The 25,759-nt window shown below is 70.2% G+C and carries 21 protein-coding genes; 15 read left to right on the forward strand and 6 right to left on the reverse strand.

The annotated features are described in order from the left end of the window. The first annotated feature begins 82 nt into the window (after positions 1 to 82). The 3 genes from P5G59_RS07040 (at position 83) to P5G59_RS07050 (ending at position 4,375) form a co-directional block, all read left to right on the forward strand. The gene (locus tag P5G59_RS07040) at positions 83 to 1,705 is read left to right on the forward strand and encodes an amidohydrolase (RefSeq protein ID WP_301217323.1); all 1,623 of its coding nucleotides are present in this window, start codon (positions 83 to 85) and stop codon (positions 1,703 to 1,705) included. Positions 1,706 to 1,754: 49 nt separating this feature from the next. Further along, positions 1,755 to 3,140: an APC family permease gene (locus P5G59_RS07045; RefSeq protein WP_301217325.1), complete on the forward strand. Its 1,386-nt coding sequence runs from the start codon at positions 1,755 to 1,757 to the stop codon at positions 3,138 to 3,140. Positions 3,141 to 3,253: 113 nt separating this feature from the next. After that, positions 3,254 to 4,375, forward strand: coding sequence for a class I SAM-dependent methyltransferase (locus tag P5G59_RS07050; protein WP_301217327.1), 1,122 nt, complete (start codon positions 3,254 to 3,256; stop codon positions 4,373 to 4,375). Between the two features lie 22 nt (positions 4,376 to 4,397). On the opposite strand, the gene P5G59_RS07055 is transcribed toward P5G59_RS07050, so the two are convergent. Next, complete coding sequence (locus tag P5G59_RS07055) at positions 4,398 to 5,354, reverse strand: glycerophosphodiester phosphodiesterase (RefSeq protein WP_301217329.1); 957 nt, start codon at positions 5,352 to 5,354, stop codon at positions 4,398 to 4,400. A gap of 231 nt (positions 5,355 to 5,585) precedes the next feature. Here P5G59_RS07055 and P5G59_RS07060 point away from each other — a divergent pair, with 231 nt between their 5' ends. Beyond that, positions 5,586 to 7,112 carry an APC family permease gene (locus tag P5G59_RS07060; protein ID WP_301217331.1) on the forward strand — a complete coding sequence of 509 codons (1,527 nt, stop codon included), beginning with the start codon at positions 5,586 to 5,588 and terminating at the stop codon, positions 7,110 to 7,112. 77 nt (positions 7,113 to 7,189) lie between these two features. Here the strand turns inward: P5G59_RS07060 and P5G59_RS07065 are convergent, their stop codons facing one another. Beyond that, entirely contained in the window at positions 7,190 to 7,555 is a 366-nt protein-coding gene (locus P5G59_RS07065) for a hypothetical protein (protein WP_301217333.1), read from the reverse strand. Positions 7,556 to 7,701: 146 nt separating this feature from the next. On the opposite strand from P5G59_RS07065, the gene P5G59_RS07070 reads away from it, so the two are divergent. Both P5G59_RS07070 and P5G59_RS07075 read left to right on the forward strand, forming a co-directional pair. Further along, the gene (locus P5G59_RS07070) at positions 7,702 to 9,852 is read left to right on the forward strand and encodes an ATP-dependent Clp protease ATP-binding subunit (RefSeq protein WP_301217335.1); all 2,151 of its coding nucleotides are present in this window, start codon (positions 7,702 to 7,704) and stop codon (positions 9,850 to 9,852) included. Positions 9,853 to 9,917: 65 nt separating this feature from the next. Then, positions 9,918 to 10,982 carry a zinc-dependent alcohol dehydrogenase family protein gene (locus P5G59_RS07075; RefSeq protein WP_301217361.1) on the forward strand — a complete coding sequence of 355 codons (1,065 nt, stop codon included), beginning with the start codon at positions 9,918 to 9,920 and terminating at the stop codon, positions 10,980 to 10,982. Positions 10,983 to 11,061: 79 nt separating this feature from the next. Here the strand turns inward: P5G59_RS07075 and P5G59_RS07080 are convergent, their stop codons facing one another. After that, positions 11,062 to 11,649 (reverse strand): nitroreductase family protein, encoded by a 588-nt coding sequence (locus P5G59_RS07080; protein WP_301217362.1) that lies wholly within the window; start codon positions 11,647 to 11,649, stop codon positions 11,062 to 11,064. A gap of 169 nt (positions 11,650 to 11,818) precedes the next feature. Here P5G59_RS07080 and P5G59_RS07085 point away from each other — a divergent pair, with 169 nt between their 5' ends. From P5G59_RS07085 to galU, 5 genes are all read left to right on the forward strand, one after another. Then, a complete protein-coding gene (locus P5G59_RS07085; protein WP_301217364.1) occupies positions 11,819 to 12,220 on the forward strand; it encodes a DUF7144 family membrane protein in 402 nt (133 codons plus the stop codon). A 466-nt stretch (positions 12,221 to 12,686) separates the two neighbouring features. Next, on the forward strand, positions 12,687 to 14,228 hold the full coding sequence (locus P5G59_RS07090) for a glycosyltransferase family 2 protein (RefSeq protein WP_301217366.1): 1,542 nt from the start codon (positions 12,687 to 12,689) through the stop codon (positions 14,226 to 14,228). Further along, positions 14,221 to 15,699, forward strand: coding sequence for a glycoside hydrolase family 26 protein (locus P5G59_RS07095; RefSeq protein ID WP_301217368.1), 1,479 nt, complete (start codon positions 14,221 to 14,223; stop codon positions 15,697 to 15,699). The genes P5G59_RS07090 and P5G59_RS07095 overlap by 8 nt, the downstream gene beginning before the upstream one ends. Positions 15,700 to 15,726: 27 nt before the next feature. Further along, the gene (locus tag P5G59_RS07100) at positions 15,727 to 17,127 is read left to right on the forward strand and encodes a UDP-glucose dehydrogenase family protein (protein WP_301217370.1); all 1,401 of its coding nucleotides are present in this window, start codon (positions 15,727 to 15,729) and stop codon (positions 17,125 to 17,127) included. A 34-nt stretch (positions 17,128 to 17,161) separates the two neighbouring features. Continuing rightward, positions 17,162 to 18,217, forward strand: coding sequence for a UTP--glucose-1-phosphate uridylyltransferase GalU (galU, locus tag P5G59_RS07105; RefSeq protein WP_301217372.1), 1,056 nt, complete (start codon positions 17,162 to 17,164; stop codon positions 18,215 to 18,217). 84 nt (positions 18,218 to 18,301) lie between these two features. Here galU and P5G59_RS07110 read toward each other — a convergent pair whose 3' ends face one another. Beyond that, positions 18,302 to 18,622 carry a hypothetical protein gene (locus P5G59_RS07110; RefSeq protein ID WP_301217373.1) on the reverse strand — a complete coding sequence of 107 codons (321 nt, stop codon included), beginning with the start codon at positions 18,620 to 18,622 and terminating at the stop codon, positions 18,302 to 18,304. A 37-nt stretch (positions 18,623 to 18,659) separates the two neighbouring features. Here P5G59_RS07110 and P5G59_RS07115 point away from each other — a divergent pair, with 37 nt between their 5' ends. Further along, a complete protein-coding gene (locus P5G59_RS07115; protein ID WP_301217375.1) occupies positions 18,660 to 19,418 on the forward strand; it encodes a GNAT family N-acetyltransferase in 759 nt (252 codons plus the stop codon). A 35-nt stretch (positions 19,419 to 19,453) separates the two neighbouring features. Here the strand turns inward: P5G59_RS07115 and P5G59_RS07120 are convergent, their stop codons facing one another. Next, complete coding sequence (locus tag P5G59_RS07120) at positions 19,454 to 21,250, reverse strand: glycoside hydrolase family 2 protein (RefSeq protein WP_301217377.1); 1,797 nt, start codon at positions 21,248 to 21,250, stop codon at positions 19,454 to 19,456. A 111-nt stretch (positions 21,251 to 21,361) separates the two neighbouring features. Then, on the reverse strand, positions 21,362 to 22,375 hold the full coding sequence (locus P5G59_RS07125; RefSeq protein ID WP_435871247.1) for a LacI family DNA-binding transcriptional regulator: 1,014 nt from the start codon (positions 22,373 to 22,375) through the stop codon (positions 21,362 to 21,364). 205 nt (positions 22,376 to 22,580) lie between these two features. Here P5G59_RS07125 and P5G59_RS07130 point away from each other — a divergent pair, with 205 nt between their 5' ends. The 3 genes from P5G59_RS07130 to P5G59_RS07140 are packed head-to-tail and all read left to right on the forward strand — an operon-like array spanning position 22,581 to position 25,757. Beyond that, a complete protein-coding gene (locus P5G59_RS07130; RefSeq protein WP_301217381.1) occupies positions 22,581 to 23,888 on the forward strand; it encodes an ABC transporter substrate-binding protein in 1,308 nt (435 codons plus the stop codon). Then, complete coding sequence (locus P5G59_RS07135) at positions 23,881 to 24,861, forward strand: carbohydrate ABC transporter permease (RefSeq protein ID WP_301217383.1); 981 nt, start codon at positions 23,881 to 23,883, stop codon at positions 24,859 to 24,861. Before P5G59_RS07130 ends, P5G59_RS07135 begins: the two co-directional genes overlap by 8 nt. Next, complete coding sequence (locus P5G59_RS07140) at positions 24,858 to 25,757, forward strand: carbohydrate ABC transporter permease (RefSeq protein ID WP_301217385.1); 900 nt, start codon at positions 24,858 to 24,860, stop codon at positions 25,755 to 25,757. The genes P5G59_RS07135 and P5G59_RS07140 overlap by 4 nt, the downstream gene beginning before the upstream one ends. Positions 25,758 to 25,759 lie beyond the last annotated feature (2 nt).

Genomic DNA, 25,759 nt, shown 5'->3' on the forward strand with positions numbered 1-25,759 from the left:
CTCTTCCCCTCCGGCTCGATCACACCCTAGTATCCGACGTAATAAAAGAACGCCGTTCATTTATTCGTAACACGGAGGTTGCATGCCCACGACCGTCTTCACCAACGGGACGATCCTCTCGAGCTACCGCGCGGACGCCGACGAGCACACTGCGGCCGCGGTCGAGGACGGCCGCATCGTCGCGGTCGGCGCCGACGCCCTCGCGCTGCGCGGGACCGCCGAGGAGACCGTCGACCTGCTCGGCGGCATACTCGCCCCCGCGTTCGGCGACGGCCACGCGCACCCGCTGCAGGGCGGCCTGGAGAAGCTCGGACCGCAGGTGCGCGGCTGCGGCTCGGTCGACGAGATCGTCGCCTGCGTGAAGGAGTGGGCGGACGCCCATCCCGAGCAGGAGTGGATCTACGGCGCCAGCTACGACGCGACCCTCGCCGCAGAGGGACTCTTCGACGCGCGCTGGCTCGACGCCGCCGTGCCCGACCGCCCCGTCGTGCTGCGCGCGTGGGACTATCACACGGTCTGGGTGAACTCGGAGGCGCTGCGCCGCGCCGGGATCGACGCGACGACGCCGGAGCCGGCGCTCGGCCGCATCCCGCGCCGTCCCGACGGGGAACCGCTCGGCATCCTGCAGGAGCCGGGCGCCGTCGACCTGCTGGTCCCGGTCGAGCCGGGCCGCACGCACGACGAGCGCGTCGAGGCGCTGCGGCTCGCGACCGCCGAGTACGCCGGGCTCGGGATCGCGTGGGTGCAGGACGCCTGGGTCGAGCAGCCCGAGGTGGAGGCGTACCTGGAGGCGTCCTCCCGCGGTCTGCTGTCCACCCGCGTCAACCTGGCCCTCCGCGCCGACCCGCTGCGCTGGCGCGACCAGGTGCCCGAGTTCGTCGAGTCGCGCCGCCGCGTCGAGGAGCTCGGCGACCCGCTGCTCACCGCCGGGACGGTCAAGGTCTTCGTCGACGGCGTCATCGAGAACCACACCGCCGCCATGCTCGCCGACTACACCGACACCCCCGGCGACCGTGGCCTCCCGAATTGGGATGCGCGCGAGCTCGCCGCCGCGGCCGTCACCTTCGACAAGCTCGGCTTCCAGTTGCACCTGCACGCCATCGGGGACGCCGCCACCCGCACCGCCCTCGACGTCTTCGAGGAGGTGGAGCGCAGCAACGGCGCCCGCGACCGCCGCCCCGTGATTGCGCACGTGCAGGTGGTCGACCCGGTCGACCTGCCGCGCTTCGCCGCCCTCGGCGTCATCGCCAACTTCGAACCGCTCTGGGCGCAGCTGGACCCGATGATGGTCGCCCTGACCATCCCGCGTCTCGGCCCCGAGCGCGAACGACTGCAGTACCCCATCCGCACGCTGCTCGGCTCTGCCGCGATCTCCTTCGGGAGCGACTGGCCGGTCAGCAGCGCCGACTGGCGGCCGGGCGTCGCGACGGCGGTCACCCGCCAGACCGACGACCGGGTGCCTGCGGGTGGATGGACCCCCGCCGAGCGCATCCCGCTCACCGACGCGCTGGAGGCCTACTCCTCCGGCGTCGCCCGCCAGGCCTTCGCCCGCACAGAGCGCGGCGAGCTGCGTCCGGGGTCCGCCCCGGACCTGGTCTGGCTCGACACCGACCCGCGTCACGTGGAGCCGCACGACCTGCGGTCCGTCCGCGTGCTCGGAACCTGGGTCGCCGGCGTCCGCCGCGCGGCCACCGTACGGAGCTGATACACCCCACCCCATCGCACTGCACCACTCATCAGAGAGGCAGCACCACATGACCACGACCGACCTGCCGCCGCAGCAGCCCAGCCTGAAGCGCGCGCTCGGCCCCACCGCACTCGTGCTGTTCGGGCTCACCTACCTCGCGCCCGTGACGGTCTTCACGACCTACGGCATCGTGACCGAGACCACGGACAACCACCTCCCCTCCGCGTACGTCGTCGCGCTCGTCGCGATGCTGTTCACGGCGCTCAGCTACGGCGCCATGTCGCGCGCGTTCCCGGTCTCCGGATCCGCGTACACGTACACGCAGCAGACGTTCGGCGGCCACGTCGGCTTCCTCACCGGGTGGACGCTGATGCTCGACTACCTGTTCCTGCCGATGATCAACTTCCTGCTGATCGGGCTGTACCTGAACACGCAGTTCCCCGACGTGCCGCAGTGGGTGTTCGCGCTCGCCGCGCTGCTTCTCACGCTGCTGTTCAACGTGCTCGGCATCACCCTGGTGAACCGGCTGAACGCGGCCATCGTGGCCCTGTCCGTGCTGCTCGTGGTCGTGTTCGCCGTGCTCGCGATCAAGGAGCTGGCGACGAACCCGTCGTCGGAGACGCCGAGCCTGATCGAGCCGTTCCTGCCCGGCAAGGGCGGCCTCGGGCCGATCTTCGCCGGCGCCGCGGTGCTCGCCCTGTCGTTCCTCGGCTTCGACGCGGTGTCGACGCTGTCGGAGGAGGCGAAGAACCCGAAGCGCGACATCCCGCGCGCCATCGTGCTCACCACGCTCATCGGCGGTGCGATCTTCATCGTCGTGTCGTGGCTGGGCGCCCTGGTCTACCCGGACTGGCGCGATTTCGCGAATGTCGACTCCGCCGGCGTCGACCTCATGGCGAAGGTCGGCGGCACGTTCCTCACCTCCTTCTTCGTCGCGGTCTACGTGGTCGGCGCATTCGGCTCCGGGATGACGACCCAGGTCAGCGTCTCGCGCATCATCTACTCGATGGGCCGGGACGGCGTGCTGCCGCGGGTGTTCGGCCGGCTGCACTCGCGCTTCCGCACGCCGTGGGTCGCCGCGCTCGCCGTGTCGGTGGTGTCGCTGCTGGCGCTGGTGCTGACGCTCGACCAGGCGGCGACCATGATCTCGTTCGGTGCGCTCGCGGCGTTCTCGATGGTCAATCTGTCGGTGATCAAGCACCACCTGTTCCCCAAGGGCGGCCGCACCGCGCCGTCGGCCGGCGAGTGGGTGCGCTACGGCGTGCGCCCGGCGATCGGCTTCGTGCTGACGGTGTGGCTGTGGACGTCGTTGACCGTCACGACGTTCATCGTCGGCCTCTCCTGGATGCTGGTGGGCGTGATCTACCTCGCCGCCCTCACCCGCGGCTTCCGTCGCAAGCCCCCGATGATGGACTTCTCCGAGAAGGAGGAGCTCGCCGACCAGCCCGCCTGACCCCTTCCCATCCACCGTCGAGTACACGAAGACTGCACGTTTTCAGCCCGAATCCGTGCAGTCTTCGTGTACTCGATGGAGGGGGGACTCGGGGGTGCTGGTTGGATGGGGAGGTGGAGTTCGAGTACGAGCGGTTGCGGCGGTGGCCGGAGGTCGAGGCGCCGAACCTGTTCGCGTCCGACGCCGCCGATCGCCTGATCGCCGACCTGGCGGGCGACGCGGTCACCGAGCCCGGGCTGGTCGTGATCGGCGACGGCTACGGCGCACTCACCCTCGCGGCCGCGGCGCGCGGCGCCCGCGGCATCCGGGTGCACCAGGATGCGCTGACCGGCGAGCGCGCGCTCGACGCCAACGCCGAGACCCTCGGGCTCGCCGGGACGTTCGAGCACCGGCCGCTGGACGACTCCCTCGTCCGCGGCGCCCGCACCGTGCTGCTGCGCCTTCCCCGGAGCCTGGACGCGCTCGCCGAGATCGCGACCCTGATCGCCGAGCACGCGCGCGCCGACGTCACCGTCTACGCCGGCGGCATGCTCAAGCACATGACCACCGCCATGAACGCCGTGCTCGCGGAGGTGTTCGGCGAGGTGTCCGCGTCGCTGGCCCGGCAGAAGGCGCGCGTGCTGACCGTGCGCGAGCCGCATCCGGCCGCAGCCACCGTGCTCGACCGCTGGCCCGAGCGCGCGTTCGACTCCGAGACCGGGCTCTGGGTGTGCGCGCACGGCGCGGCGTTCGCCGGGACCTCCGTCGACATCGGCACCCGCTTCCTTCTCACGGTGCTCGACGAGGCGGTGCCGGATGCGCGCACGGCGATCGACCTCGGCTGCGGCACCGGGGTCCTCGCCTCCGCGCTCGCCGTCTCCCGGCCGGAGCTCCGGGTCGTCGCGACCGACCAGTCCGCGGCCGCCGTCGCCTCCGCCGCCGCGACCGCGTCCGCGAACGGCGTCGCCGGCCGGGTCGCCGTGGTGCGCGACGACGGCCTGGCGTCGCAGCCGGACGCGTCGGCCGACCTGATCGTGCTCAACCCGCCGTTCCACATCGGCAGCGCGGTGCACACCGGCATCGCCCACCGGCTGTTCGCGGACGCCGGGCGGGTGCTCGCCCCCGGCGGCGAGCTGTGGGCGGTGTGGAACTCGCACCTCGGCTACCGGCCGGCCCTCGAGCGCGCGGTCGGACCGACCCGCCAGATCGCGCGCAACCCCAAGTTCACGGTCACGGCCTCACGCAGGCCGGCCTGACGGCACGTCAGCTGACGGACGATCAGCGGGCGAGCACCTCGCGCACGCCCGAGACGACGAGGCCCGCCGCGCCGAGCGACAGCGCCCGGTCGGCCTTCGCCCGCGACGGGACGATGTGGGCGAGCACCGGCTTCCCCGTCGCGTTGAGCGTCCGCCAGGCGTCGGCGGTCGCCTCGTAGTCGAGGCCGAGCCAGGACCAGCGGGCCTGCGTCGTGGTGAGCATCGAGGGATCCGCCGCCAGCTCCGACCCGTAGTAGTAGCCCCAGGTTCGGTAGCCGCGGGCCGCCGCATCCACCGGCCAGGCCTGCGCGGTGCAGTAGCCCTTCGCCACGAAGGTGCCGGTCGGGTCGGGCAGAGCCGACATGAGCGCGAACAGCTCGCCGAGGTGGTCGGTCGGCACCACCTTCGGGTCGACGAAGATCGTGTGCGTGCGGCCGTACGCCGACACCAGGTCTTCGAAGCGCAGGTACGGCTGCGGCGGCTGCTGCGGAGCGTTCGTCTCGGCGGCCGTGATCCTGTGCGCCTGCACCTTGGCCCAGGAGTGCTGTGCAGCGACGAAGCCGGTGGTTCCGGAGGTGCGGTCCAGGGTGGCGTCGTGGAGCCCGAACCAGACCCCGTCGGACGTCCGCGCCAGCGAGATCTCCAGGGCGTTGACGCCGAGCAGTACGGACTGCCGGTACGCCTCCATCGACATCTCGGGCCAGTCGAGCGAACCGCCGCGGTGGGCCACCGTGAACCCGGGACGCTGCAGCAGCCGGTCGACCAGCAGGCCGTCGGTGCGCTGGCCGGTGGCGGCCGTCGCGGTGGCGTGCGGCGTGAGCGTCCTGCTCGGCGGCGTCTTCTGCGGTCCGCCGCCCAGCAGCTGCGTCGCGAGCGCGCCCGCCCCCGCGACGACGCCGGCGCCGACGACGAACGCGACGAGCGTGCGCCGGGTCGGCCGCTTGTCGTCCGGCGGGGAAGGCTGCTGGTCCTCGGGCATGGGCAACCCTAGGCATCCGGCCCGCCCGGGATCAAGTCCCTTGGTGTAGGCACACCGAATCCGCCGCCGATATGCAATCTCACAACGTTTTCAGGGTTCGATCAGCGAAACGGCAACGGAATCAGTCGAAATCCACTTGTCTTGATCGACGGATGTTGCTAACGTCCCCCTGTCGCACACCGCCGTCGCGAGACCGCGCCGGCGTCGGCGACCCCGAAGCCAGGGAGAGCAATGACGCAGACCAGTTCCCGGCCGGACGCCCCGCACGGCGCCCAGCAGCAGACCCCGGGAGAGCAGCAGCATGCGCTGAAGGCCGACGGCGTGAGCGCCGCCGGCTCGATCGTCATGGCCGTCGCGGGCAGCGCGCCCGCGTACTCGATCGCCGCCACCACCGCCACCCTGGTCGGCGCCGCCGCCCTCGGTGCCCCCGCCGCTCTGCTCTGGTGCGGCATCCCGATGCTCGGCATCGCATGGGCGTTCCTCTACCTCGGTCGCCTCGACGTCAACGCGGGCGCGGCGTACTCGTGGGTCGCGCGGGCGCTGCACCCGATCCTCGGGTTCCTCTCCGGCTGGGCCCTCGTCATCTCGGCGACGATCTTCATGGTCGCCGGAGCGCTCCCCGCCGGCGCGATGACCGTGACGCTGTTCGCGCCGGACCAGGCGGGCAACGTCCCGCTCATCACCGGCGTCGGCGCGCTCTGGTTCCTGGTGATGGCCGCGTGCGTGCTGTTCGGCGTCCACGTGACCGCCCGCGCGCAGTGGATCATGTCGGTCATCGAGGTCGGCATCCTGATCCTGTTCGCGGTGCTGATGATCGTGCGCGCGTCCACCTCGGCGCACGCCGGACCCTCGTTCTCGTGGGACTGGCTCGGCTTCCAGCACCTCACCGGGCAGGGCGTGTTCGTCTCCGCCGCGCTGATCGCGGCCTTCTACTTCTGGGGCTGGGATGTCGCCGCCAACCTCAACGAGGAGACCAAGGACGGCCACAAGAACGCCGGCTCCGCGGGCATCATCGGCGTCATCATCGTCTTCCTGCTGTTCGAGATCTTCACCATCGCGACGATGGTCATCCTCCCGGCGAAGACCATCGAGAACAACAGCGCCAACGTGCTGTCTGTGCTGGGTGACGCCGTCTGGCCGGGGATCGGCGGCAAGATCCTCGTCATCGCGGTCGCGCTGTCGACCATCGCGACGCTGGAGACGACCCTGATCCAGGTCACCAGGACGCTGTTCTCGATGGGACGCGACCACACCATCCCGAAGGTGTTCGGCACCATCCACCGCCGCTGGAAGACCCCGGCCTTCGCGACGCTGATCGTGGTCGGGGTGTCGATCGTGCTGTTCCTCGGCGCCAACCTGATCGGCAAGACCGTCGGCGACATCATGACGAACGCCATCGCGTCCATCGGCATCCAGATCGCGTTCTACTACACGCTCGCGGGCGTGGCCGTGGTGGTCGCCTACCGCAGGGTGCTGCTGAAGTCGGCGAAGAACTTCATCCTGATCGGCCTGTGGCCGGCGGTCGGCGCGATCTTCATGGGCGTCATCTTCGTGCTCGGGATCGTGCAGAACTTCCAGAACGACGCGATCGTGGTCAACGTGCTGGGCCTCGGCCTGATCGTGGTCGGAATCGTGCCGATCCTCCTCTTCTACCGGAAGGCGCGGGAGTACTACACGCGCCGCCCGCTGGAGCTGCCGGAGGAGCTGGACGTTGCCGCGCCGCCGAACATCGACGACCGCGACCCCGCGGCGCGCTGACCGGGGGCGCCTAGATCGTTCCCCAACCATCAGCTCCTGAGTTCTTCGACCCCCACCCGCGTGGCGAGTCGAAGAACTCAGGAGCTGTCGGCGTCTCGGGGGTGCTCGTGCTGCTTCCGGTGCTCCGGCGAGTCGAGGAGCGAGAGCATGAACAGCAGGGCGATCAGGACGAAGATGCTGAGCGCCGCGATCAGGTCGCTCCAGGTGAACGGGATGAACTCGCCGTCGATCGACAGCACGAACACCGTCTCCACCACCCCGAACGCGATGAAGAACAGCCCGAGCAGCAGTCTCGTCATGCGCACGTTCCGGCCGCGGCGGTGCAGCTCCACCCGGCGCAGCTCCACCATCAGGGTGAGCAGGAGCAGCGGCAGCACCTGCGACAGGGTGGCCGCCGTCGCGCCGTCCATCAGCACGACGCGCACATCGGCGGGGTCGATCATGACGACAGGGTACCGCCGCGTCGGCGTTCGCACTCGGACGTGAAGTCGTCCGAAATCCGTCGAGCATTTCGGGAATTCGCCCTGGCCGAACAAAGTTGAGCTTAGTAGACTCAAGTTTGCCCAGAACACCATGGGAAGGGGACCAGATGGCGAACATGCAGGGTGCGCCCTCCACGCAGGAGGCGAAGAGCGCACTCGAACAGTACGGCGTGAACCTCACGGAGATCGCGAAGAGCGGCAAGCTCGACCCGGTGATCGGGCGGGATGCCGAGATCCGGCGCGTCAGCCAGGTGCTGACCCGTCGCACCAAGAACAACCCGGTGCTCATCGGCGAGCCCGGCGTCGGCAAGACGGCGGTCGTCGAAGGCCTCGCCCAGCGCATCGTCGCGGGGGACGTGGCCGACTCCCTGAAGGGGAAGCAGCTGGTCGCCCTCGACCTGTCCGCCCTCGTCGCCGGCGCAATGTACCGGGGGCAGTTCGAGGAGCGGCTGAAGGCCGTCCTCAAGGAGATCAACGACGCCGAGGGGCAGATCATCACGTTCGTGGACGAGCTCCACATCCTGATGGGCGCCGGCGGCGGCGAGGGGTCCGTGGCGGCCTCCAACATGCTGAAGCCGATGCTCGCCCGCGGTGAACTGCGCCTGATCGGCGCGACCACGCTCAACGAGTACCGCGAGTTCATCGAGAAGGACGCGGCCCTCGAGCGCCGCTTCCAGCAGGTCTACGTCGGCGAGCCTTCGGTGGAGGACACGGTCGCGATCCTTCGCGGCCTCAAGGGCCGGTACGAGGCGCACCACGGCGTCACGATCGAAGACTCGGCGCTGGTCGCCGCGGCCTCCCTGTCCAACCGGTACATCACCGCGCGCCAGCTTCCGGACAAGGCCATCGACCTCATCGACGAGGCCGCGTCCCGGCTCAAGATGGAGATCGACTCCGCGCCGGTCGAGATCGACACGCTGCAGCGGCAGGTGGAGCGGATGAAGCTGGAGGAGTTCGCCCTCAAGAAGGAGAAGGACGACGCCAGCAAGGAGCGCCTGGAGCAGCTGCGCCAGCGGCTGCGCGAGCAGGAGTCCCAGCTGGAGGAGCTGCAGGCCCGCTGGCGCGCCGAGAAGGCGTCGCTGAACCGGGTCGGCGAGCTGCGGTCCCAGCTGGAGGAGGCCAAGACCAAGCGCGACCTCGCGCTGCGCGACGGCCGGTACCAGGAGGCGTCCCGCATCGAGTACGAGACCATCCCGAACATCGAGCGCGAGCTCGCCGAGGCCGAGCAGGCCGAGACGGACCACCCGCGCATGGTGAACGAGCAGGTGACGGCCGACGACATCGCCGCGGTGGTGGCCGCGTGGACCGGCATCCCGGTCGACCGCCTCACCCAGGGCGAGACCGAGAAGCTGCTGAACCTGGAGTACGAGCTCGGCCGCCGCATCATCGGCCAGAAGAAGGCCGTGCAGGCGGTGGCGGATGCCGTCCGCCGCACCCGTGCGGGCATCTCCGACCCGGGCCGCCCGACCGGATCGTTCCTGTTCCTCGGCCCGACCGGCGTCGGCAAGACGGAGCTGGCCAAGGCGCTCGCCGCGTTCCTGTTCGACGACGAGAAGGCCATGGTCCGCATCGACATGAGCGAGTACGGCGAGAAGTTCTCCGTCTCGCGGCTGGTCGGCGCGCCCCCCGGCTACGTCGGCTACGAGCAGGGCGGCCAGCTGACCGAGGCTGTCCGACGTCGCCCGTACTCGGTGATCCTCCTCGACGAGGTCGAGAAGGCGCACCCCGAGGTGTTCGACGTGCTGCTCCAGGTGCTCGACGACGGCAGGCTGACCGATGGCCAGGGCCGCACGGTCGACTTCCGGAACACCATCCTGATCCTCACCTCGAACCTCGGGAGCAACTTCCTCGTCGACCCGACCCTGAGCCCGACGGAGCGCGAGGAGGCGGTGCTGCAGCAGGTCCGCCAGGCGTTCAAGCCGGAGTTCGTGAACCGTCTCGACGACATCGTCGTCTTCTCCGCGCTGAGCCAGGAGGAACTGGGCGAGATCGTCGAGCTGGGCATCGACCGGCTAATGCAGCGCCTCACCGAGCGGCGCCTGGAGCTGGCGGTCACGCCGGACGCCAGGGCCTGGCTCGCCGAGCGCGGCTACGACCCGATCTACGGCGCCCGGCCGCTACGGCGGCTCATGCAGCGCGAGATCGAGGACCGTCTGGCCACGGCCCTGCTCGCCGGCGAGATCCGCGACGGCGACCTGGTGCGGGTGGACCTCGACCGCGAGGCCGACCACCTCACGGTGGTGCCCGTGCGCGAGTAGCCGCACACGATCGGAGGGCGCCGTCCTGGATGGGACGGCGCCCTCCGTGCGCGTAGGCTCGAAGCATGCGTGCAACTGTCATCCACGGGGAGCGCGATGTGCGCCTCGAAGAGGTCCCCACCCCCACCCTGTACACCGGCCAGGGAGCCGACGGCCTCGACGCCGTCGTCCGCGTGGTCGCCGCCTGCGTCTGCGGCAGCGACCTCTGGCCCTACCGCGGCGTGACGCCGACCAAGGAACCCCACCGCATCGGCCACGAGTTCGTCGGCGTGGTCGAGCAGGTCGGCGACAACGTCCGCACCATCAAGCCGGGCGACTTCGTGATCGCGCCCTTCTACGACTGCGACATGACCTGCGTGAACTGCCGCAACGGCGTCAGCACCTCGTGCCTGCACGGCGGATGGTGGGGCGCGGACGACCGCATCGGCGGGTTCGCCGACGGCGGCCAGGGCGAGTACGTCCGCGTGCCGCACGCCGACGGCTCGCTCGTCGCGACGCCCGAGTACCCGCGCGCGGAGCTCATCCCGAGCCTGCTGACGCTGTCGGACGTGATGGGCACCGGCCACCACGCCGCCGTCTCCGCCGGGGTCACCCAGGGCAGCACGGTCGTCGTGGTCGGCGACGGCGCGGTCGGGCTGTGCGCGGTGCTCGCCTCCGCGCGGCTCGGCGCCTCGCGCATCGTCGCCATGTCGCGGCACGAGTCCCGGCAGGCGCTCGCGCGCGAGTTCGGGGCGACCGACATCGTCGCCGAGCGCGGCGACGCCGGCGTGGCCGCGGTGAAGGAGCTGTTCGACGGCATCGGCGCGGACTGCGTGCTGGAGGCCGTCGGCACGAAGGAGTCGATGGACCAGGCGATCCGTTCCGTCCGCCCGGGCGGCATGGTCGGCTACGTCGGCGTGCCGAACGGCGGCCCGGAGCTCCCGGTGCGCCCGCTCTTCCAGAGCAACATCGGCGTGAACGGTGGCGTCGCGCCGGTCCGCAACTACGTCGAGGACCTGCTGCAGGACGTCTGGTCGGGCGCCATCGAGCCCGGCAAGGTGTTCGACCTGGAGGTGCCGCTCGACGACATCGCCGAGGCGTACGCCGCGATGGATGAGCGCCGCGCCATCAAGACGCTCGTCCGGCCGTAGTACCCGCAGACACGACGGCGCCCGCCGGGGGATGAACGCATCCCGGCGGGCGCCGAGTGATTTCCGCAAGCCGCGAGGCTCAGTGGACGACCGCGATCTCCTCGAGCGCGCGGCGCGTGCGCGGGGCGCTCTCGCGACTGCGCAGCGGCTCCGGCAGGGCCTCCGGGTCGCCGAGCACGCCGAGCGCGGTCACCGAGGTGGGCACGAAGCGCTCCTCGAGGCCGAACGCCGTGCGCAGGCCCTCCGCGTCGAAGCCGCCCATCTGGTGGGCGTGCAGGCCGTCGTGGTGCGCCTGGACGGTGAGGTGCGCGACCGCCTGGCCGAGGTCGTAGACGGCCCAGCGGCGCTCGTTGCCGTCCTCGTCGACCACCTCGGCGGCGGCGACGACGAGCACCGCGGCGGAGGACGCCCAGGCCTTGTTGAAGCCGGCCAGGTTCTCGACGATCGTGGTGAACGCCTCCGTGCCGCGGCGGGCGACGATGAAGCGCCAGGGCTGCGAGTTGTTGGCGGACGGGCTCCAGCGCGCGGCCTCCAGGGCCGAGCGGAGCGCGACGTCGTCGATGCCGACGGTCGGGTCGAACGAGCGCGGGCTCCAGCGCTCGACGAGGGCGGGGAGCAGCGGCGCAGAGACGTCGGCGGTGCGCGGTGCGGCTTCGGCGATGGACATGGGGACTCCTCCGGGGATTGTTCTCAGGAAAACGACCGGCTCCATTGCCTGGCTATATCCATGTGAACACATGAATCCTGTGAGGAATTCCCTGTCTAGCCGAGAGCAGGGTCCGCGCGTCATCCTGGCGCTGACCGCGCGAGGCGGTCCATCACGAAGGGTGGATGCGATGTCAGAAGTACGAGCACAGAGCGGTTGGACGGGGTGGGTGCTGTTCGCAGCGGTGCTGCTGATCATCTCCGCCGTCCTCGACATCTTCTACGGTTTCATGGCCCTCCTCGGGCCGGACACCGGCTACTTCGTCTCCTCGTCCGGCGTGCAGACGTTCAGCCTGACGGCGTGGGGGTGGTGGTCGATCATCCTCGGCGTCCTGCTGCTCCTCGCGGGCATCTCGCTGGCGAGCGGGCGGATGTGGGCCAGGATCTTCGCGGTCATCGTGGCCGGCCTCCACGCGCTCGGGCAGCTGATCGCCTTCCCGTCGCAGCCGTGGTGGTCGATCGCCATGGTGACCATCGACATCCTCGTCATCTACGCGGTCACGGTGCACGGCCGGGAGTTGCGGAGGGACTGAGATCGTCCGTCCTCACGGACGGCGGGGGAACCCGGGGGACCACGGAGCCCGTCGGCGCGAGCAGCGCCGACGGGCTCCGTGTGTGAACGCCATGTGTCGCAAGTGTAAAAGTTCGTAACATTCACAGAGGGCTCCCATGCCCCACCTCCGGGGTACAGATCCGGCGCATCCCGGGCGCGTCGGCGAAAGCGGCGGATCGGCGCGGCTTCAGACCCGGATTTGGCTCTTGATCGGGATGTTTCGAGCTTTCGAAGAATCCGTCGCGCCGCCGCGCGCGCCCGTCGCGCCGTGTCCGCGTGTCGACGGACACGGCCCTCCGAGGGGCGACGCAACACGCCGAAGCGACCCGTTCGACCCCCACTTGCGGGCCAGCCCGTCACCCCCGTAGAACTGTCAACACCCGAACCCGACCAGATCCCCAGTGCTGTGGATGCCACCCCCACCACCACCGTGAGAGGTCCCGTCCGTGTTCATCTTCATTCTTCAGCTCCGCCACATGCTGGGCGGGCATCCCGAGTTCTACCTCTTCGCGATCTACTCGGCACTGATCTGGGTCATCTGGATCGTCAAGGTGCTCATGTCCCGCCGTTACCGCGCCTACACCGGTGAGTTCACCGGCAGCACCAGCGTCGTCGTCCCGGTGGTGGACGAGCCGCTCGACCTGTTCCGCGACGTGCTCGGCCGCATGGTCGAGCAGAAGCCGGGCGAGATCATCGTCGTCATCAACGGCGCGCCCAACCCCGAGCTGGCCGAGGTCTGCGAGGAGTTCGCCCCGCTCGTCCGCTGGGTGCACACGCCCATCCCGGGCAAGCGCAACGCCGTGATGATCGGCACCAAGATGTCGACCGGCGAGATCACCGTGCTCGTCGACTCCGACACCATCTGGACCGAGGGCACCCTCGCCGAGCTCGTCAAGCCGTTCGCCGACGAGCGCGTCGGGGGCGTGACCACGAAGCAGCGCATCCTGGAGCCGACCCGCAGCTGGATCACCCGCTGGGCGGACTGGCTGGAGAACTCTCGCGCCCTCTACTCGATGCCCGCGCAGAGCGTCGTCGGCCAGATCGGCTGCCTGCCCGGCCGCACGATCGCCTTCCGCCGCTCGATCCTGATGCGGGTCATGGACAAGTTCATGACCGAGAAGTTCCTCGGCGTCTTCCTCGAGGTCTCCGACGACCGCACGCTCACCAACCTCACCCTCAAGGAGGGCTACCGCACGGTGTACCAGCACACCAGCCTGGTCTACACCGATGCCCCGCTGAAGGTGAAGAAGCTGTTCAAGCAGCAGCTCCGCTGGGCGCGCGGCAGCCAGTACAACACGATGCGGATGCTCCCGTGGATGCTCGGCCACGCCCCGGTGCTGGCGTTCTTCTTCGTGATGGACATCATCCTGCCGTTCATGCTCGCGGGCGTCATCGGCGGCTGGATCTACCGGTCGATCACCGGCGGCGGCTACAACTTCTACGAGGGCTTCCTGAAGTCCTACGGGATCGAGGGCGGCATCCTCACCGTCGTCGCTCTGATGGTCGCGTCGTCCGTGATCAGCATGTCGATCCGGCAGATCCGGCACCTCTCCGAGAAGCCGAGCGACTTCTTCCGCCTGCCGGTGTTCATCATCGTCTCGACGTTCTTCCTCATGCCGATCCGGCTCATCGGGTTCTTCCGCATGGCGCACGCCAGTGGATGGGGCACCCGCGCCGGCGCCTACTCCGGCGGTCCTGGCGAGGTGAGCTCCGAGGAGGAGATCGCGCGGCACACCGCGGCCGCCTCCGCCCCCGCAGGTCCGGCCCTGCCCGATGCGGTCGGCGGCATGACCACCGCGACCGCGCTCGCCACCCGCACGCAGGTCGCCACCCGCGCAGAGGCCAAGGCCGCCGAGGCCCGCGCCGCCGAGGCAGCGGCGTCGGCACCCGCGCCCAAGCCCGCGCGGCGCCGCCTGAACCCCCTCGCCGCCATCCCGTACCTGATCGGAATCGCGATCCTGACCCTGGAGGCTCTCTTCCTTGTCTGACCAGACCGCCCCCTCGCGGGCCGCCGCCTGGTGGTCCCAGTCCAAGTCCCGTTCGCAGGCGACCACCGTCGCTGCGCTCGTGCTCACCGCGGTGCTCGTCGGCATCTCCGCCTACGTGTGGGTGTCGCCGACCGGCGCCCCGCTGCGCAAGGCCGTCGACCAGGCCGCGGAGGTCGTGACCCCGTTCGCCGCGCAGAACGCCGAGCTGAAGCGCAACCTCGACAAGGCGACCGAGACCATCGCGTCGCAGAAGGGCAAGCTCACCGCGCTGCAGAAGTCGACCCTCGCCGCCCAGGCGTCGGCGGCGAAGCAGCTCGCCGCAGCCCAGCAGAAGGCCGCAGCGGCAGAGGGCCAGCTGGCCAGCGTGCAGGCGCAGCTGGCGGCGGCGCAGGGCAAGTCCGGCAGCGGGTCCACCGCGTCCGGCTCCACCGCGTCCGGCTCCGGCGGGAAGGGCTCGTCCGGCGGAAGCGCCGCGGCCCCGATCACCGCGCCGTCGCGCGCTCAGCTGCTCAGCCCCGCCAAGCGCTACTACGGCATGTACACCGAGCAGGCCCCCTTCAACTGGGCCACCTTCGACGCCACCAGCGCGAAGGTCGGCGTCTCGCCGAACGTCGTCGGCTACTTCAGCGGCTGGGACGAGAACTTCCGTGCCAACGCGGTCACCCGCGCCTGGCAGCAGGGCCGGCTGCCGATGATGACCTGGGAGTCGCGCCCGATCAGCGCGGGCAACGACACGGTGGACGCGCCGGCGTACTCCCTTCCGAAGATCATCGCCGGCGACTTCGACGCCTACCTGCACCAGTACGCGAAGGACATCGTCGCGACCGGCCTGCCGCTCGGCATCCGCCTCGACCACGAGATGAACGGCATCTGGTACCCGTGGTCGGAGACCGACGGGCAGGGCAACTCGATCAACGGCAACAACGTCGGCGACTACGTGAAGATGTGGCGGCACGTCCACGACATCTTCCAGCAGGAGGGCGCCAACAACCTCGTGATGTGGATCTGGGCGCCGAACATCGTCAACAACCTGCCCGCCACGCACAAGGCCCCGGGCTACCTGGAGTCGCTCTACCCGGGTGACGCCTACGTCGACTGGGTCGGTCTCTCCGGCTACCTCCGCCCGCCGTACAAGTCGGACAACGACTTCAGCTTCGATTACACATTCAAGGCCAGCCTGGACAAGCTCCGCTCGATCACGAGCAAGCCCATCATGCTCGCCGAGGTCGGCGCATCGGAAACGGAGGGGCACAAGGCGGCCTGGATCACCTCCTTCTTCAACGCCCTCGCCAAACCGGAGAACAAGGACATCATCGGGTTCTCCTGGTTCAACCTCGCCGTCACCAGCTACGTGGAGGGCGTGCGCGCCACCAACGACTGGCGCATCGACTCCCGTGCCGACTCGCTGTCGGCCTTCATCACCGGACTCACCCGGCCAGAGGACGACTTCGCCCTCACGCCGGCCCCCTGACCCCGACCACAGGAAAGGACGATCGCCATGACCGCTCCAAAGAAGATCAAGGACCAGCCGGCCCCGCGCATCAGCGTCATCGGCACCGGCTACCTCGGCGCCACCCACGCGGCCGCCATGGCCGAGCTCGGCTTCGACGTCGTCGGCGTCGACACCGACCCGCACAAGGTCGAGGAGCTCAAGGAGGGCCGTGCGCCGTTCTTCGAGCCCGGCCTTCCGGAACTCATCCGCCGGAACGTCGCCGCCGGCCGCCTCAGCTTCACCACCGACCTGGCCGAAGCGGTCGCCGTGTCCGACGTCCACTTCATCTGCGTCGGCACGCCGCAGCAGTCGGGCTCGTTCGCCGCGAACCTCTCCTATGTGGAGGGCGCCGCCCGCGGCATCGCCGAGAACCTCACGCACGACGGCCTCATCGTCGGCAAGTCGACCGTCCCGGTCGGCACCGGCGCGCGGCTGCGGGCGATCATCGCCGACGCGGTCCCCTCCGGGATCGACGTGGAGCTCGTCTGGAACCCCGAGTTCCTGCGCGAGGGCAAGGCCGTGGAGGACACCCTGTCGCCGGACCGCCTCGTCTTCGGCGGCACCTCGGCCAAGTCGGAGGCCACCCTTCGCCGCATCTACGAGAAGCCGATCGCCGAGGGCTCGCCCGTGCTCGTCGCCGACCTGCCGACGGCCGAGCTGGTGAAGGTGAGCGCGAACGCCTTCCTCGCCACCAAGATCTCCTTCATCAACGCGATCGCCGAGGTGTGCGACGCGGCCGGCGCGGACGTCTCGCTCCTCGCCGACGCGCTCGGGCACGACAAGCGGATCGGGCGGCAGTTCCTCAACGCCGGCCTCGGCTTCGGCGGCGGCTGCCTGCCGAAGGACATCCGCGCGCTGATGTACCGCTCCAACGAGCTGGGCGCGCACGCCGCGGTCGGTCTCCTGCAGCAGGTGGACGAGATCAACATGGGCCGCCGCCAGCGAGTGATCGACCTGGCGCTGAAGGCGCTGGGCGGCTCGGTGCTCAACCGCCGCATCGGCGTGCTGGGCGCGGCCTTCAAGCCGCACACCGACGACGTGCGCGACTCGCCCGCCCTCAACGTGGCCGCGGCGCTGCACCTGCGCGGCGCGCAGGTCGTCGTCTACGACCCGCAGGCCCGCTCCACCGCACAGCGGCTGTACCCGACCCTCGGCTACGCCGACTCGATGGAGGAGGCGCTGACCGGCGCCGACCTGACGGTCGTGCTCACCGAGTGGGACGAGTTCACCACCGCCGACCCGGCCGAATTGCGTGCGATCGTCAGCGGCCGCAGCGTCATCGACGGCCGCAACTGCCTCGACGCCTCCGCCTGGAGCCGCGCAGGCTGGAGCGTCTACGCCATGGGCACGGTCCCGGAGGTCGCGCCGCTCGCGGACGACCTGGCCGCCCTCACCCCCGTCCGCTGAACCGCCGGATCACAACGACCGCAAGGAGACCATCATGACCAGTTACGTGACGAAAGCGGTGATCCCGGCAGCGGGCCTGGGGACACGGTTCCTGCCTGCGACCAAGGCGATGCCCAAGGAGATGCTGCCTGTGGTGGACAAGCCCGCCATCCAGTACGTGGTCGAGGAGGCCGTCACCTCGGGCCTCCACGACGTGCTGCTGGTGACCGGCCGCAACAAGAACGCGCTCGAGAACCACTTCGACCGCAACGCGGAGCTGGAGGACGCCCTCGAGAAGAAGGGCGACCGCGACAAGCTCCTCAAGGTCAGCTACTCCACCTCCCTCGCCGACATGCACTACGTGCGGCAGGGCGACCCGAAGGGCCTCGGTCACGCGGTCCTCCGGGCGAAGATGCACATCGGGCACGAGCCGTTCGCGGTGCTGCTCGGCGACGACATCATCGACGCCCGCGATCCGCTGCTCGCCAGGATGCTGGAGGTGCAGCACGCGCTCAACACGACCGTCGTCGCCCTGATGGAGGTGCCGCCGGAGTCCATCCACCTGTACGGCGCCGCAGCGGTGGTCGAGACGGACGACGACGACGTGGTGCGCATCACCGGACTCGTCGAGAAGCCGAGCCGCGAGAACGCGCCGTCGAACTACGCGGTCATCGGCCGCTACGTGCTGCGCCCGGAGATCTTCGACATCCTGGAGAAGACGGAGCCGGGCAAGGGCGGCGAGATCCAGCTGACCGACGCCCTCGAGGGCCTGGCCACCGCTCCGGCGTGGACCGGCGGCGTGCACGGCGTCATCTTCAAGGGGCGCCGCTACGACACGGGCGACCGGCTGGACTACCTGAAGGCGATCGTGCAGATGGCCGTGGCCCGCGAGGACCTGGGCCCGGAGCTGCTGCCGTGGCTGAAGGAGTTCGCGACGACCGCGGGTCCCGCTGAGACCGCGCCCATCCCCACGCTGCCCGCGCTCACGCCGGCCGCGTCTCCCGCGGCGCCCGCCAAGCCGGTCGTGGTCAAGCCGAAGCCCGCCGCCGCGAAACCGGCCGCAGCTCCTCATGCCCCGGAGCGCGACCTGGTGCCCGTCGCCGGGGCCTGACCACCGCAAGAGCAGGACGCGACACGCCGTCATCCCACGCGGATGGCGGCGTGTTGCGTCCTCTTGTTCGTCAGTCGGGGTCCGTCAGTCGAGACCGAGCCGCTTGAGGGTGTGCTTCTCGCTGTGGCCCGGGTCGGTCTCGATCTCGTCGATCGCGATCGGGATGCTCGGCCCGACCGCCAGCCAGACGAAGCCGTCGCGGTGCACCAGGGGCACGAGGTCCGTCGTCCCGTCGCGCAGCAGCGTCCGCACCCGCTTGAGCAGGGCGTACCCTTCGGAGGGCTTCGTCACGTAGGTCTTGCGGCGGTAGTGGATGACGTGCGCGACCGTCTTGGCGCTGAGGCCGGCCACCTCGGCTTCGGGAAGGACGTCCGCATCGGCGTCTCGGGTGTGGGTGTCGCTCATGGCACGCACGGTACGCCGCCTGCGCTAGCGTCGACAGGTGCCCCAGCCCGACGCCGCGACCCTCGACCGCCTCGCCGACCGCGGCTGGCCCGCGCTGGAGCGGGAGCCGCTCGGCGCCTGGACGCTCCGGGCCGCGTCGGGTGTCACGAACCGCGCGAACTCGGTGCTGACCGCTGGTCCGGTCGCCGATCCTGGCGCGGCGGTGGATGCGGCGGAGCGCTGGTACGCGGACCGGTCGCTCCCCGCGGTGTTCCAGGTGAGCCCGGCGTCCCCGGCCGGACTCGGCGCCCTGCTCGCCGCGCGTGGGTACCGCCAGCACTCGCAGACCGACGTCCTGGTGGCGGACCGCGCCGAGCTGCCGCCAGTGGATGCCCACGGCATCCGGATCGACGACGAGCCCGGCGAGGGCTGGATCGACACCTGGTGGTCGGTCGACGGCCGGGGCGGCGAGGCCGAGCGCGCGGTGGCCGCGCGCATCCTCACCGGCGGCCCGGCGCTCTACGCGTCGGCCGGCGACCCCGCGGCGCCGGACGCCGTCGCCCGCCTCGCCCTCGTGGGCGGGTGGGGCGGGCTGTACGCGGTGGCGACCCGGCCGGAGGCTCGGCGGCGCGGACTCGCGCGGGCGCTCGCCGGGGCGCTCGCGACGGCCGCGGCCGGGCACGGCGTGGACCGGTTGTGGCTGCAGGTGCTCGCCGGCAACGCCGCCGCCCACGCGCTCTACGCGTCGCTCGGCTTCCGCCGCGCCTCCGGGTACGCCTACTGGTCGCCGTCATCCCTGGGTCGCAACACGCCGTGACGCGCGAGCGATAACGGCGTGTCGCGTCCCCTCCATCACGCTCCGAAGATCGCGCGCAGCTCCTCGATCGGCGCCTTCGGGCTGCGGTCCTCGAACACCAGGCCGTTGGTCTCCTGGCCGGTGTCGGCCAGCTGGGTGTAGCAGTAGCCGGCGAGCGGCGCGGAGGCACGGACCGCGCCGACCAGCGCGCGCAGCCGCTCCACCAGGTCCTCCGGACTGGTCGCGGTGGAGTAGCCCCAGGCATCGGCCGGGCCGTCGTCGGTATACGAGACGCCGCCGAACTCGGTGAGCATGAGCGGCGCGTCGGTGCGCTGAGCAGGGTCGACGATGAGGCGCCGGCCGGGGAAGGTGAACTCCGCGCCGAGGATGGCCTCGCGCGTCGCGTAGCGCTCGGCGATGCGTGCCGCGTCGTGGTCGTAGTCGTGGATGGAGAGGATGTCGGAGTCGGCGTGCTCCCAGCCGTCGTTCGAGATGACCGGGCGCGACGGGTCGACCGTCCTGGTCAGCTGCACGAGCGCCTTCGCGTACGACACCATCCGCGGGTCGTGGGCGAGGTGCTGCACGCCCCAGCTCTCGTTGAGCGGCACCCAGGTGACGATCGAGGGATGCGACCGGTCGCGGTCGAGCACGGCCGACCACTCCGCGATGCTGCGGCGGACGGCCTCCGGAGTGAAGGCGTACGCGGCCGGCGCCTCGCCCCAGACCAGCAGACCGAGCTTGTCCGCCCAGAACAGGAAGCGCGGGTCCTCGTACTTCTGGTGTAGACGCGTGGCGTTGAAGCCGAGGTCGAGGATGAGTTGCGCCTCGGCGCGGAGGGCGTCGGCGCTCGGCGCGGCGGAGTGCGACTCCGGCCAGTAGCCCTGGTTGAGCACCGACCGCAGGTACAGCGGACGGTCGTTGAGCAGGAAGCGGCCGCCCTCGACCGCCGCCGAGCGCAGGCCGAGATACGACGCGACGACGTCGGCCGGCGCGTCGGGCACCTGCAGCCGGACCGTCGCATCCAGCAGCGTGGGGTGAGCGGGCGACCAGAGCAGCTCCTCGTACGCCTGACCGTTGCTCTGCCGGTGGATGCGGAGCGGCACCTCCACCTCGCGACCCGCCACCGCGGCCTCGACACTCGCGAGCGGCTCTGCGCCGAGCGCGATCTCGATGCGCACGGTGGTGCCTGCGGGCGCGGGGCGGCTCAGCCGCAGCTGCGCGGTGACCTCGCCCGCGGGCACGTCGGTCACCCAGTGCAGCTGCTCCACGCGCACCGCGGGGGCGGCCTCCAGCCAGACCGGCTGCCAGATGCCGGTCGTCCGGTGGTACCAGATGGAGTGCGGGTGGTGGCGCCAGTCCTGCTTGCCGCGGGGCTGGGCGACGTCGGCGGGGTCGTCCTCGGCCCGGATCGTCAGCGAGAGGTCGCCGTCGCCGCCGAGGTCGGCGAGATCGGTGATGTCGAGAGTGAACGGCGTGGAGCCGCCCTCGTGCGTGCCGGCCGAGCGGCCGTCCACCCACACCTCGCAGGCATGGTCGACCGCCCCGAGGTTCAGCAGCAGGCGCTCGCCCGACGGCAGCTCGTCGCGCAGCACCGTGCGCTGATACCAGACGACGGGATGGAACCCGGTGTCGCCGACGCCGGAGGCCGCCGACTCGAACGGGAACGGGACCTGGATGACACCGCTCAGCGAGCCGGACGACTCCCAGTGCTCCCGGCGGCCGCGGTCGTCGTCGTCGAATGCGAACGTCCACGGACCGGAGAGGTCGAGCCAGTCGGGCCGGACGAGCTGGGGGCGCGGGTAGCGCCCGTCCTGCGCGGTGGCCGCGGCGACGCGGCGTTCCTCGGTGAGCATCCCCCCAGCATGCACGAATCGTGCAGCGCTGTAAAGTCGGAAATCCGCCGGTGAGTTGCACGTTGTGGCGGCCATCCGGGCGGAATAGCCGCCACAACGTGCAACTCGGGGCTAGAGGGCGAGGGCGGGGGCGCTCTCGCGGGTGACGAGGGAGAACGGGGCGAGCTCGTGGCGGCCCATCCCGTCGAATCCGCCGACGCGCTCCAGCAGCATCTCGACGGCGCGGGCGGCGAGAGCCCGCATGTCCGGCGCGACCGTGCTGAGCGACGGGTAGGTGACCGCCGTCATGGGCGTGTTGTCCCAGCCGGTGATCGCCACGTCCTCCGGCACCCGGATGCCGCGCTCCTGCAGGGCGCGCAGCGCGCCGATCGCGGCCAGGTCGTCGCGGCACACCAGTCCGTCGAAGCGCACACCGGCGTCCAGTGCTGCGCCGACGGCACGCACCGCATTGCCCGCCGACACCGAGAGCGTCGAGATCAGCAGCTCCGGGTCCGGGGTGAGGCCCGCGTCCTCGAGCGCCTGCTGGTAGCCGGCCATGCGCAGCGTCGAGGTGCGCGTCGGGCGCGGGGCCTCGTGGCCGGCGAACGCGATCCTGCGGCGGCCGAGCGAGATCAGGTGCTCTGTGGCCGCACGGGCCGCCTCCACGTTGTCGATCATGATGCGGTCGACGGTGAGCGGCGCCGCGTTCTCGCCGAGCACGACGAGCGGGATGTCGATGCGCGACTGCGCGAGCTCGGCGGAGTTCATCACGCTCGGCTGGAAGATCATGCCGTCGACCAGTCCGGACTCGCCGGCGGAGACGACCGCGCGCTCGCCCTCGATGGTGCCCTCGGTCTGCTCCAGCAGCACGCGGTAACCGCGGCGCTCCGCCTCGTCGGCGACCACGCGTGCCAGCTCGGCGAAGTACGGCAGCGTCACGTCGGCGAAGGCGAGCGCCAGGAGGCCCGTGCGCCCCGTCGCCAGGCGGCGGCCCATGATGTTCGGGCGGTAGCCGAGCTCGTCGATCGCCCGCTGCACGCGCTCGCGCATCTGCGGGCTGACGTGCGCGTAGTTCCGCACGACGTTGGACACCGTCTTCATGGAGACGCCGGCGTGATCCGCCACGTCCTGAAGTCTGACCGCCATCGCCGCTCCGTTCCGCGTCATCGTCGAGGTGTTCGCGGGGTCACTCTACAGCGATGGCTCTAATGCAGGCATATCCGGGTTGACATGCCCTATGCAGCGCTGTAAATTCGGCCCACATGCCGAGTGTACCGGCTCAAGCACCACCGTCCACGCGCCCACCCGGCAACCGGGGCCGCGCGAACGGCTCACTCAAGGGAGAGATCACATGAAGAAGCGATTCGCCGCACGCGCGATCGCACTCGCGGTCACGGCGGGCCTCGGCCTGGCCCTGACCGCCTGCGGAAGCAGCGCCGGCGCAGGAGGCGCGGAAGTCTCCTCCGGCGACTACACCGGACCGAAGGTCACCATCAGCTTCTGGAACGGCTGGACGGGCGGCGCTGCACCCGTGCTCGTCCCCAAGCTCGTCGACAAGTTCAACTCGGAGCACAAGAACATCGTCGTCAAGGACGTCCCGATGGAGTGGGCCGACATCGCCCGCAAGATGCCGCTCGCGGTCAAGGCGGGCAAGGGACCGGACGTCGCGGTCGGCCATGGCGACGACATCGCGACGTACGCGGCCCAGGGCCTCGTGCTGAAGGCGGACGACATCGTGAAGGGCCTCGGCTACAAGGCGAGCGACTTCCCGGAGGGCCTGCTCGACGCCGGCAAGTACAACGGCGGCCAGTACGCCGTGCCGTGGTCGGTCACGCCGCTCGGCCTCTACGTCAACAAGGACGTGCTGAAGTCGGCGGGCGTGGACAGCATCCCCACCGACAAGGCCGGCTACCTTGCGGCGCTCGACAAGCTGAAGGCCGCGGGCGTGCAGGGCGAGTGGGTCGACGGCTACGTCTTCACCGGCACCTTCGAGTTCGAGAGCCTGCTCTGGCAGTTCGGCGGGGACCTGTTCGACAAGGACGTCACGAAGGCCACCTTCAACTCCGACGCGGGCGTCAAGGCCCTCACCTGGATGACCGACCTCATCAAGAAGGGCTACAGCCCGGCCGACGTCGCGCAGGACGGCAACATCAACGCCCTCATCGCAGGCAAGACCGCCTTCAACTGGAACGGCGTCTGGCAGACCACGAACACGGCGTTCGACAAGCTGCAGTGGGAGGCCACCGCCGTCCCGCAGATCGGCGACCAGAAGGCCGTGTGGTCCTCGTCCACCCACTGGATGTTCATGAACAACAAGGGCCAGGACAAGAACAAGACCGCGGCGGCCGCGACGTTCGTCAAGTGGATGAACGACAACTCCGCCGACTGGCCCAAGACCGGTGAGCTCCCCGCGAAGAACTCGGTCCGCAACGATCCGAAGCTGGTGCAGACCTACCCGCACCTGAAGCCGTTCCTCGACCAGCTGCCGTACGCGCACTACGAGCCGATCGCCCCGGGCATCACCACGGTGGAGGCCACCATCACCACCGCGGTGAACGAGGCGGTCACCGGCAAGAAGGACCCCAAGCAGGCGCTGGACGACGCGGTCGCGAAGGCGAACACCCTGCTGAAGCAGAACAAAGAGAAGTACGGTGACTGAGACCACCGCTTCGATCGTGGCGCCCCGGGAGACCGGGGCGCCACGCCCGCTTCGCTCGGGCCGCTCCCGGCGGCCCGGCGCGCCGCGGCGCACCGGCGTCGCGTACCTCTTCCTCGCGCCGTTCCTGGTGCTGTTCATCGTTTTCGTGCTCGGGCCCGCGGTGTTCGGCCTGTGGATCAGCCTCACCAACTGGAGCCCGTTCCGGGTGAACCAGTCGTTCGTCGGGCTGAAGAACTACCTCGACCTCTTCACGCCGGGGTCGGCGACCTCCGGCGACTTCTGGCAGTCGATGTCGGCGACCGGCATCTTCACGCTCGCCAGCGTCCCGTTCCTGCTGATCATCCCGCTGCTGGTCGCCGTGCTGCTGAACCAGAGGATCCGGGCGGGCTCGTTCTTCCGCGGCATCTTCTTCGCCCCGTACGTGCTGGGCGTCGCCGTCATCGGCGTGATCTGGAAGTACCTGCTCGACACCCAGTCCGGCATCGTCAACCACCTGCTCGGGATGCTCGGGCTGCCGGACAACCTGCCGTGGACCGTCGACACCCCCTGGGTCTGGGTGACCCTCGCCGGCGTGACCGTGTGGTGGACGATGGGGTTCAACACCGTCATCATCCTCGCCGGGCTCAAGGGCATCAGCCCCGACCTGTACGAGGCCGCCGCGCTCGACGGCGCCGGCGCCGTGCGCCAGTTCTTCAGCGTCACGCTGCCGGGCCTGCGGTCGGTGATGACCTTCGTGGTCACGATCACGATCCTCGCGAGCGCCAACATGTTCGGCCAGTCGTTCCTGATCACCAAGGGCGGCCCGGGCAACCAGACGCGCACGGCGATCATGTACATCGCCGACCAGGGCCTCTCGCAGAACAACATGGCCGCCGCCTCGGCGATGAGCTACGTGCTGTTCGCGTTCCTGGCGATCATCAGCATCATCAACTTCCGGCTCCAGCGCGAGCGGGCAGAGAAGAGCGCCTCATGACGACGACCACCACCCCCGTCCGCGAGGAGACCGCCGCACCGCGCCCGGTGCCGGCCCGCCGCAGGCAGAGCCCGCAGCGGGCGCTGCGGAAGAGCGTCCTGTACGCCGTGCTGATCGTGCTCGCGCTGATCGTCATCCTGCCGCTGGTCTGGATCCTGCTGACGTCGTTCAAGACCGACGGCGACGCCATCCGGAACCCGTACGCGGCGTTCCCGAACCCGTTCTCGACCGACGCGTACGCCACGTTGTCGAGCGGGCAGCAGCCGGTGTTCCGCTGGTTCCTCAACAGCCTGGCCGCGGCGGCGCTGCAGACCGTGATCATCCTGGTCACTGCGTCCATGGCCGCCTACGCCCTCGCGCGCCTGGAGTTCTGGGGCAAGCGGATCGTGTTCGGCCTGATCGTCGCGACGCTGCTGGTGCCGCCGGTGATCTTCCTCATCCCGAACTACCTGATCGTGCAGAACCTGGGCTGGCTGGACACCATCTGGGCCATCACGATCCCGGGCGCCGCGAGCGCGTTCGGCGTGTTCTTCCTCCGTCAGTTCTTCGTCGGGCTGCCTGCGGAGATCGAGGAGGCGGCGCGCATCGACGGTGCCGGCGACTTCCGGATCTTCCTGCAGATCGTCCTCCCGCTCGCCCGGCCGGCGCTGGCGACCCTCGCGGTGCTGAGCTTCCTGGCGAACTGGAACGACTTCCTGTGGCCGGTGTACGTGCTCCTCAGCCCCGAGAACCTCACGCTGCAGCCCGGGCTGTCGCAGCTCCAGGGCGCGTACTCCACCCACTACGCCATCGTCATGGCGGGTGCCGTGATCGCGTCGGTGCCGGTGCTCATCCTGTTCTTCTTCGCCCAGAAGCAGATCGTCGAGAGCGTGGCCACCAGCGGGGTCAAGGGGTGAGG

Source organism: Leifsonia virtsii (genome assembly GCF_030433675.1).
GTDB lineage: Bacteria > Actinomycetota > Actinomycetes > Actinomycetales > Microbacteriaceae > Leifsonia > Leifsonia virtsii.

Bases quoted from the DNA above. Each gene is read 5' to 3' on its own strand.
- P5G59_RS07040 (WP_301217323.1), top strand. From the start codon at position 83: ATGCCCACGACCGTCTTCACCAACGGGACGATCCTCTCGAGCTACCGC.
- P5G59_RS07045 (WP_301217325.1), top strand. From the start codon at position 1,755: ATGACCACGACCGACCTGCCGCCGCAGCAGCCCAGCCTGAAGCGCGCG.
- P5G59_RS07055 (WP_301217329.1), bottom strand. From the start codon at position 5,354: ATGCCCGAGGACCAGCAGCCTTCCCCGCCGGACGACAAGCGGCCGACC.
- P5G59_RS07060 (WP_301217331.1), top strand. From the start codon at position 5,586: ATGACGCAGACCAGTTCCCGGCCGGACGCCCCGCACGGCGCCCAGCAG.
- P5G59_RS07065 (WP_301217333.1), bottom strand. From the start codon at position 7,555: ATGATCGACCCCGCCGATGTGCGCGTCGTGCTGATGGACGGCGCGACG.
- P5G59_RS07070 (WP_301217335.1), top strand. From the start codon at position 7,702: ATGGCGAACATGCAGGGTGCGCCCTCCACGCAGGAGGCGAAGAGCGCA.
- P5G59_RS07075 (WP_301217361.1), top strand. From the start codon at position 9,918: ATGCGTGCAACTGTCATCCACGGGGAGCGCGATGTGCGCCTCGAAGAG.
- P5G59_RS07080 (WP_301217362.1), bottom strand. From the start codon at position 11,649: ATGTCCATCGCCGAAGCCGCACCGCGCACCGCCGACGTCTCTGCGCCG.
- P5G59_RS07085 (WP_301217364.1), top strand. From the start codon at position 11,819: ATGTCAGAAGTACGAGCACAGAGCGGTTGGACGGGGTGGGTGCTGTTC.
- P5G59_RS07100 (WP_301217370.1), top strand. From the start codon at position 15,727: ATGACCGCTCCAAAGAAGATCAAGGACCAGCCGGCCCCGCGCATCAGC.
- galU (WP_301217372.1), top strand. From the start codon at position 17,162: ATGACCAGTTACGTGACGAAAGCGGTGATCCCGGCAGCGGGCCTGGGG.
- P5G59_RS07110 (WP_301217373.1), bottom strand. From the start codon at position 18,622: ATGAGCGACACCCACACCCGAGACGCCGATGCGGACGTCCTTCCCGAA.
- P5G59_RS07120 (WP_301217377.1), bottom strand. From the start codon at position 21,250: ATGCTCACCGAGGAACGCCGCGTCGCCGCGGCCACCGCGCAGGACGGG.
- P5G59_RS07125 (WP_435871247.1), bottom strand. From the start codon at position 22,375: ATGGCGGTCAGACTTCAGGACGTGGCGGATCACGCCGGCGTCTCCATG.
- P5G59_RS07130 (WP_301217381.1), top strand. From the start codon at position 22,581: ATGAAGAAGCGATTCGCCGCACGCGCGATCGCACTCGCGGTCACGGCG.
- P5G59_RS07140 (WP_301217385.1), top strand. From the start codon at position 24,858: ATGACGACGACCACCACCCCCGTCCGCGAGGAGACCGCCGCACCGCGC.